This is a genomic window from Polaromonas sp. (assembly GCF_043778355.1).
GTDB lineage: Bacteria > Pseudomonadota > Gammaproteobacteria > Burkholderiales > Burkholderiaceae_C > Polaromonas.
The window spans coordinates 1-7,628 of record NZ_JAYWHI010000084.1 but is presented as its reverse complement, the minus strand read 5'-3'; the positions used below and the strand labels follow the sequence as shown (position 1 = coordinate 7,628).

At 58.2% G+C, this 7,628-nt stretch carries 5 protein-coding genes, 4 tRNA genes and 1 pseudogene; 1 reads left to right on the top strand and 9 read right to left on the bottom strand.

What is annotated here, in order from left to right:
- Positions 1-233: pseudogene (locus ACH2CW_RS12055) on the top strand (TetR family transcriptional regulator); the annotation flags it as partial.
- Here the strand turns inward: ACH2CW_RS12055 and ACH2CW_RS12050 are convergent.
- The 9 genes from ACH2CW_RS12050 to ACH2CW_RS12010 form a co-directional block, all read right to left on the bottom strand.
- Positions 230-868, bottom strand: coding sequence for a DUF6806 family protein (locus ACH2CW_RS12050; protein ID WP_395058406.1), 639 nt, complete (start codon positions 866-868; stop codon positions 230-232). The pseudogene ACH2CW_RS12055 and the gene ACH2CW_RS12050 sit on opposite strands and share 4 nt — an antisense overlap.
- Before the next feature lie 97 nt (positions 869-965).
- A tRNA-Leu gene (locus ACH2CW_RS12045) sits at positions 966-1,057 on the bottom strand.
- A 56-nt stretch (positions 1,058-1,113) separates the two neighbouring features.
- A tRNA-Cys gene (locus ACH2CW_RS12040) sits at positions 1,114-1,187 on the bottom strand.
- A gap of 87 nt (positions 1,188-1,274) precedes the next feature.
- Positions 1,275-1,350, bottom strand: a tRNA-Gly gene (locus ACH2CW_RS12035).
- A 67-nt stretch (positions 1,351-1,417) separates the two neighbouring features.
- On the bottom strand, positions 1,418-3,847 hold the full coding sequence (lon, locus tag ACH2CW_RS12030) for an endopeptidase La (RefSeq protein WP_395058404.1): 2,430 nt from the start codon (positions 3,845-3,847) through the stop codon (positions 1,418-1,420).
- Between the two features lie 134 nt (positions 3,848-3,981).
- Positions 3,982-5,247, bottom strand: coding sequence for an ATP-dependent Clp protease ATP-binding subunit ClpX (gene clpX, locus ACH2CW_RS12025; protein ID WP_395058402.1), 1,266 nt, complete (start codon positions 5,245-5,247; stop codon positions 3,982-3,984).
- A 125-nt stretch (positions 5,248-5,372) separates the two neighbouring features.
- Positions 5,373-5,990, bottom strand: coding sequence for an ATP-dependent Clp endopeptidase proteolytic subunit ClpP (clpP, locus tag ACH2CW_RS12020; protein WP_395058400.1), 618 nt, complete (start codon positions 5,988-5,990; stop codon positions 5,373-5,375).
- A 102-nt stretch (positions 5,991-6,092) separates the two neighbouring features.
- On the bottom strand, positions 6,093-7,403 hold the full coding sequence (gene tig / locus ACH2CW_RS12015) for a trigger factor (RefSeq protein ID WP_395058398.1): 1,311 nt from the start codon (positions 7,401-7,403) through the stop codon (positions 6,093-6,095).
- A gap of 91 nt (positions 7,404-7,494) precedes the next feature.
- Positions 7,495-7,581 (bottom strand) — tRNA-Leu (locus ACH2CW_RS12010).
- Positions 7,582-7,628: the final 47 nt, after the last annotated feature.

The following is a 7,628-nucleotide window of genomic DNA, read 5'->3' as shown; positions in this document are numbered from 1 at the left end:
GGCAGGTCCAGCGCGGCTTGCTGGCGGCAGCCGGGGAACAGTTCATTGAGTTGCCCGTCCCGCCAGCTACCGCCGCAGGGGGGCTGCACGCCATCATCGACGGCCTGATCCAGAACTGGTTGCTGGACAGCGCCTGTTTTGACCTGGTCTCCGACGGCCAGGACGTCCTGCGGGTGTATCTTCGCGGGCTGGGCTTCAGGCTGGAGGAAGACGCCCAGGCTCCCAGACCCTAGTGCAGGTGGCGCGGCTTGCGCCCACCACCCCCGTGACCAGACCCGCCCTGCGGCCCGCCCAAGCCGCGCGGAGGGCGGCCCAACTGCATGGAATTGACCAGGGTTTCAAAGCGCTGCTCGAACAACTTGTCCACCGCCGCCACCACATCACCGAGTTCCGTGGCATCAAAATGCCGCTCCATCAGGCCGATCATGTCCTGCACCAGCAGATCACGCTGAACCTGCATGATGGCGGCCGGTGTGGGACCGACGAAATACATCGCAAAATCGTCCTTGGCTTCATCGCCGTCGCGCTCTTCATCCTCATCGAAATCTGCATCGTAAAACGTGACTTCAATCGGTGCACCGCTGACAGCCATTTCGTTGAGAGCCATGCATACTTCGTCGAGCACTTGCCGGAAGTCCTCGTCGCCCGGAACCGTCCAGCACAACTGCAGCAAATGCTGCTGGGCGTCGAATCGAATGCCCGGCTCCTCCTCGTACACGCTGGCCGCACCCGCCGCCAGCGATTTTGCGCCGGCGTAAGCCCACAGTGGTTTGAGCGCATCCTGCAATTGCTCAAAACCAATGTCGTCACGCAAGGGCACTTCGCCGTGAACGTGAATTTCGAAAGGAGGGGTGGTGTAACGCGCCATGAATCTATCTTAACCAGTTGCAGCCTGAAATAAACATGACCACGGAAGGGGGAAGCTGCAACGCCAGGAGCTGGCCATGCATCAGGAAACTGTCATGTGGTGCCCGGGACCGGAATCGAACCGGTACGCCCCGATCAAGGAAGCGGGGGATTTTAAGTCCCATGTGTCTACCAATTTCACCACCCGGGCAGGGCATTCATTGTGAAACAAAAAAGCCCCAAGCTGGGGCTGGCAAACAACCTGGGTGGAGGCGCGGCCCGGAGTCGAACCGGGCTAGCCGGATTTGCAATCCGGTACATAACCGCTTTGTTACCGCGCCTTGATCTGTCCGGCTCAATAAAACAATTCTACTAACAGTACGACCCAAAGAAAAAGGACAGCATTTTAACGTGCTGCCCTTTTGAATTGGAGCGGGAGAAGAGTCTCGAACTCTCGACCTCAACCTTGGCAAGGTTGCGCTCTACCAACTGAGCTACTCCCGCGATTACAGCCTCAAATTATAGCGTACTTTTTTGCGCGTTTTAAAAGATGCCCTGAAAATTTGAACAATCAATGTTTGACGCTGCCGGCCACTTCGGCTGCAGGCGCCGGGGCGGCGGCCGATGCCACGGCGGGATCCTCTTCCGGCAAAGGCACCGGCTGATGCACCAGTGCAATCTGCAGCACCTGGTCAATCCATTTGACCGGCACGATCTCGAGGCCGTTTTTCACGTTCTCGGGAATCTCCTGCAAATCCTTGGCGTTCTCTTCTGGAATGATCACGGTCTTGATGCCGCCGCGCAGCGCGGCCAGCAGCTTTTCCTTCAAGCCACCAATAGCGGTCACTTCTCCGCGCAAGGTGATCTCGCCGGTCATGGCGACATCGCCGCGCACCGGAATACCGGTGATCGCCGACACAAAGGCCGTGGTCATGGCCGCACCCGCACTGGGGCCATCTTTGGGCGTGGCGCCATCGGGCACGTGAATATGGATGTCGCGTTTTTCGAACATCTCATCCTTGATGCCCAACACCCGCGCACGGCTTCGCACCACGGTGCGCGCGGCCTCCACGGATTCCTTCATCACGTCGCCGAGTGAGCCAGTACGCGTGATCACACCCTTGCCCGGCATCATGGCCGCCTCGATCGTCAGCAGGTCGCCGCCAACCTCTGTCCAGGCCAAACCCACCACCTGGCCGACCTGGTTGTGGTTCTCGGCACGGCCGTAGTCGAACTTGCGCACACCCAGGTAGTCGTTGAGGTTGTCCGCCGTTACGGTGACCTTGGGTTCCATCTTCTTGAGCTGGATGCCCTTGACCACCTTGCGGCAGATTTTGGAGAGCTCGCGTTCCAGTGAACGCACGCCGGCTTCACGCGTGTAGTAACGCACGATGTCGCGCACCGCCTGCTCCTGGATATCGAGTTCGCCGTCCTTGACACCATTGTTCTTGAGCTGCTTGGGCAACAGATAACGCATGGCGATGCTGGTTTTCTCGTCTTCGGTGTAACCCGAGAGGCGAATCACTTCCATGCGGTCCAGCAAGGCCGGCGGAATGTTCATGGAATTGGAAGTTGCCACAAACATCACGTCGCTCAGGTCGAAATCGACTTCAACGTAATGATCACCGAAGGTGTGGTTCTGTTCGGGGTCCAGCACCTCCAGCAAGGCGCTGGAAGGGTCGCCGCGGAAGTCCGTGCCCAGCTTGTCGATCTCGTCAAGCAGAAACAGCGGATTGCGCGTACCGGCCTTGGTCAGGCTTTGCAGCACCTTGCCCGGCAACGCGCCGATGTAGGTACGGCGGTGGCCTCTGATTTCGGCTTCATCACGCATGCCACCGAGGGCCATACGCACGTACTTGCGGCCGGTGGCCTTGGCAATCGACTGGCCCAGCGAGGTCTTGCCGACACCGGGAGGGCCGACCAGGCACAAAATAGGCGCCTTTAATTTGTCCACACGCTGCTGCACTGCGAGGTACTCCACGATGCGGTCCTTGACCTTTTCCAGCCCGTAGTGGTCTTCGTCGAGCACCACTTCGGCATTGGCCAGGTCGTGCTTGATCTTGGTTTTTTTGCTCCATGGCAGGCCGGTCAGCACGTCGATGTAGGTGCGGACCACCGTAGCCTCGGCCGACATCGGTGACATGAGCTTGAGTTTTTTGAGTTCGGCCTCGGCCTTTTTACGGGCTTCCTGCGGCATCTTGGCGGCCTTGATCTTTTTCTCGATCTCCTCAATGTCTGCGCCCTCTTCGCCTTCACCGAGTTCCTTCTGGATCGCCTTGACCTGTTCGTTCAGGTAGAAGTCGCGCTGGTTCTTCTCCATCTGGCGCTTGACGCGACCGCGGATTTTTTTGTCGACATTCAGGATGTCGACCTCACGTTCGAGTTGCTCGTACAGGTTTTCAAGACGGGCCTTGACCGGGGCCAAATCAAGGATGACCTGTTTTGCATCCAGCTTGAGCGGAAGATGCGCGGCGATCGTGTCGGCCAGGCGACCCGCATCGTCGATGCTGGAGATCGATGTCAGGATTTCGGGCGGGATTTTCTTGTTGAGTTTGACGTAGTGGTCAAACTGCTGCATCACTGCGCGGCGCAAGGCTTCGACTTCGCTGGTCTTGTCGCCGGGCAAGGCAATTTCCGGCTCAACCGGCGTCACATTGGCGTTGAAGTGAAGCTCGCCTTCTTCGATCTTGTTGACCTTGGCGCGCTGCTGGCCTTCGACCAGCACCTTGACCGTGCCATCGGGCAGTTTGAGCATCTGCAGAATCGTCGCAACGCAACCAACTTCGAACATGTCCTCTACAGAAGGCTCGTCCTTGGCCGCGGTTTTCTGGGCCACCAGCATGATGCGGCGCTCGGCCTCCATCGCCGATTCGAGAGCCTTGATACTTTTGGGCCGGCCCACGAACAGCGGAATCACCATGTGGGGAAAGACCACCACATCGCGAAGCGGAAGCAGTGGCAGGTCGATCGGGCTGGAGGGCAGTGTGGTTTGTGCGGACATAGAACCTTAAAGGTAAGCCTTGAACGAAAGCCCTGGCATCGTGACGGGTATCAGGCTTTCATGGTTCGGCAACAACAATAACCTCGAACGTGGGGGGCGCTGGCTGGTTTTCAACCCGGCCTGGCGCGTGAGTATCAGGCCTGTTTGGCAGACTCTCGGTAAACCAGCAGTGGCGCCTTGTTTTCCTCGATGGTCGATTCATCGACCACCACTTTTTCGACGTTGCTGGTGTTGGGCAGGTCAAACATGGTATCGATCAGGGACTGCTCCAGAATGGAACGCAGGCCACGGGCGCCCGTTTTGCGCGCCAGCGCCTTGCGGGCAATCGCCTTGAGCGCAGAGGGTCGAATTTCCAGATCCACACCCTCCATGGACAGCAGCTTGCTGAACTGCTTGACCACCGCGTTTTTCGGCTCGGTCAGGATCTGCACCAGCGCGTCTTCGGTCAGCTCGGCCAGGGTGGCGACCACCGGCATGCGGCCCACCAGTTCGGGGATCAATCCAAACTTGATCAGGTCTTCCGGCTCCACGTCCTTGAAGGATTCAGTCAGGCTGCGCGCCTTCTTGCTTTTGACGGCTGCACCGAAACCGATGCCTGAGGCCTCGGTACGGCTTTCGATAACTTTTTCGAGACCTGAGAAGGCACCGCCGCAGATAAACAGGATGTTGGTGGTGTCCACCTGCAGGAAATCCTGATTCGGATGCTTGCGGCCACCCTGCGGAGGCACGGATGCCATCGTGCCCTCGATCAGCTTGAGCAAGGCCTGTTGCACGCCCTCGCCCGACACATCACGCGTGATCGACGGGTTGTCGGACTTGCGCGAGATCTTGTCGATTTCATCGATGTACACAATCCCCTGCTGGGCGCGCTCGACTTCGTAGTTACAGCTTTGCAGCAGCTTCTGGATGATGTTTTCGACGTCTTCACCGACGTAGCCAGCCTCCGTCAGCGTGGTGGCATCGGCCATCACAAACGGCACATTGAGGGTGCGCGCCAGGGTCTGGGCCAGCAGCGTCTTGCCGGAACCGGTCGGGCCGATCAGCAAAATATTGCTCTTCGTCAGCTCAACCTCGTCTTTTTTGGCCTTGTCCTTGTGACGAAGGCGTTTGTAGTGGTTGTAAACCGCGACGGCCAGCGTGCGTTTGGCCGGTTCCTGGCCAATCACGTAACCGTCCAGCGTGGTCTTGATTTCCAGCGGTGTCGGCAGGTCGCCACGCGTCTCGCGCACATCTTCCCCGGCAGGCAACTCATCACGAATGATTTCGTTGCACAAGTCGATGCATTCATCACAGATGAAGACCGACGGCCCCGCGATCAGCTTTTTAACTTCATGCTGGCTTTTGCCGCAGAAGGAGCAGTACAGGGTTTTTTCGCTGGAAGAGCCTTTTTTCTCGGCCATTGATGAGGTGCCTTTATGGGTCCCGAAAGGGATGGTAAGTCAATGATAACCAAATAAAAACGGCGTTCTCTGTTACAGAAAACGCCGTTGCCGTATCGCAACTGACCAGTTGTTGCGTGGGGGGACTAAGGACGCTTGCTGATCACCTCGTCCACCACGCCATAGGCCTTGGCCTCGTCGGCAAACATGAAGTAGTCGCGCTCGGTATCGCGCTCGATTTTTTCGACCGTCTGGCCGGTGTTGTTGGCCAGGATGCGGTTGAGCTGCTCGCGTGTCTTGAGGATGTCGCGGGCGTGGATCTCAATGTCAGTCGCCTGGCCCTGAGCGCCGCCCGAGGGCTGGTGAATCATCACGCGGGAGTTGGGCAGCGAAAAGCGTTTGCCCTTGGTGCCCGCGGCCAGCAGGAACGCGCCCATGCTGGCGGCCATGCCGGTACACAAGGTGGACACGTCCGGCTTGATGAACTGCATGGTGTCGTAAATTGCCATGCCGGCGGTCACCGAGCCGCCCGGCGAGTTGATGTAGAAGGAGATGTCCTTGTCGGGATTCTCGCTCTCCAGGAAGAGCAACTGCGCCACCACCAGGTTGGCGGTCTGGTCATTAACCGGCCCGACCAGGAAAATCACGCGCTCCTTGAGCAAGCGCGAATAAATGTCATACGACCGCTCACCGCGGCCAGACTGCTCGATCACCATCGGCACCATGCCAAGGCCCTGAATTTCCTGTGCGCTGCTGTAAATCATGTGTTCTCCGGGTTGTGAAGCTACTTTACCCAAAATAAATGGGGCTTGAAGCCGTAGCCGCAAGCCCCTGAATCAGAAATTTGCCCAACGGGCGCCAACCGGTCAGTTCTGCGCCATCAGTTCGTCAAAAGCAACGGTTTTTTGAACAACCTTGGCCTTGCCCATCACGAAGTCGGTGACATTGTTTTCAATCACCACCGACTCGACTTCGGCCATGCGTTTTTCATCGCCGAAGTACCAGCGCACCACATCTTCAGGCTTCTCGTAGCTGGACGCCAGCTCCTGCACATGGGCCTTGATCTGCTCATTGGTGGGAAACAGGTTGTTGGCGCGGGTCAGTTCGGCCACCACCAGCCCCAGGCGCACACGTTTTTCGGCTTGCGGGCGGAAGATATCGTCGGGAATCGGCGCTTTGTCGGCATCCTTGATGCCGCGTTGTTTGAGGTCGGCGCGGGCGCCTTCCACCATGCGGTCCAGTTCGGCCTGGACAATCGCCTGAGGCACATCCAGTTCGGAATTGGCCACCAATGCGTCCATCACGGCGTTCTTGTTGCGGGCCAGCAGGCGGAACTTGACTTCACGCTCCAGGTTTTTCTTGATGTCGGCGCGCAAACCTTCGACGCTGGCATCAGCAATGCCGAGCGACTTGGCCAGCGCTTCGTTGACTTCAGGCAGGTGCGCAGCTTCGATTTTTTTCACCGTGACCAGGAAGTCGGCCTGTTTACCGGCCACGTCCTTGCCGTGGTAGTCGGCCGGAAAGCTCAGCGGGAAGGTCTTGCTTTCGCCGCTTTTCATGCCGCGAACAGCGTCTTCGAATTCCTTGAGCATCTGGCCTTCACCGACCAGGAACTGGAAAGCCTCCGCCTTGCCGCCGGCAAAGGTTTCGCCGTCGATCTTGCCTTCGAAGTCGATGGTCGCGCGGTCACCGTCCTGGACCGCGGCGTCCATGGCGCGCTGGGCAAAGGTGCGGCGCTGCTTGCGCAGAATATCCACGGTTTTGTCAATCGCTTCGTCGCTGACTTCGGACGTCAGCTTTTCAACTTCCGCATTGGCCAGATCGCCAATTTTCACTTCAGGATAGACCTCAAAGACGGCATCAAAAGCCAGCTCACCCTCGGGCGCGCCTTCTTTTTCGCTGATGCGCGGCTGGCCAGCCACACGCAGCTTGGCTTCATTGGCGGCCTGCGAGAAAGCCTCGCCGACCTTGTCGTTCATGACTTCGTAATGCACCGAGTAGCCGTAACGCTGGGCCACCACATTCATGGGGACCTTGCCGGGACGGAAACCGTCCATCTTGACTGTGCGCGCCATGCGTTTGAGGCGTGAGTCAACTTCAGACTGGATGGCGCTGACCGGCAAGGTCAAGGTCATCTTGCGTTCCAGTTTTTCCAGGGTTTCAACAGTCACGGCCATGATCTACTCCTAATATCCAGAATATGTAAAAGACGGACTGGCACACGGCACTTCAAGGCCCTGCGGCAATCGTCCTGAAAATCTCAAATAGTGGTGCGCGGGGCGGGACTCGAACCCGCACATCCTTGCGGACGTCAGGACCTAAACCTGGTGCGTCTACCAATTTCGCCACCCGCGCTTTAATAAATTCAAAGCCCGTCGGTCAAAACGGGCTTTTGAAACTGG

What these genes read in the sequence shown, in the direction of transcription:
- clpX (WP_395058402.1), bottom strand. Translation starts at nt 5,247, where the DNA reads ATGGCCGAGAAAAAAGGCTCTTCCAGCGAAAAAACCCTGTACTGCTCC.
- ACH2CW_RS12050 (WP_395058406.1), bottom strand. Translation starts at nt 868, where the DNA reads ATGGCGCGTTACACCACCCCTCCTTTCGAAATTCACGTTCACGGCGAA.
- lon (WP_395058404.1), bottom strand. Translation starts at nt 3,847, where the DNA reads ATGTCCGCACAAACCACACTGCCCTCCAGCCCGATCGACCTGCCACTG.
- tig (WP_395058398.1), bottom strand. Translation starts at nt 7,403, where the DNA reads ATGGCCGTGACTGTTGAAACCCTGGAAAAACTGGAACGCAAGATGACC.
- clpP (WP_395058400.1), bottom strand. Translation starts at nt 5,990, where the DNA reads ATGATTTACAGCAGCGCACAGGAAATTCAGGGCCTTGGCATGGTGCCG.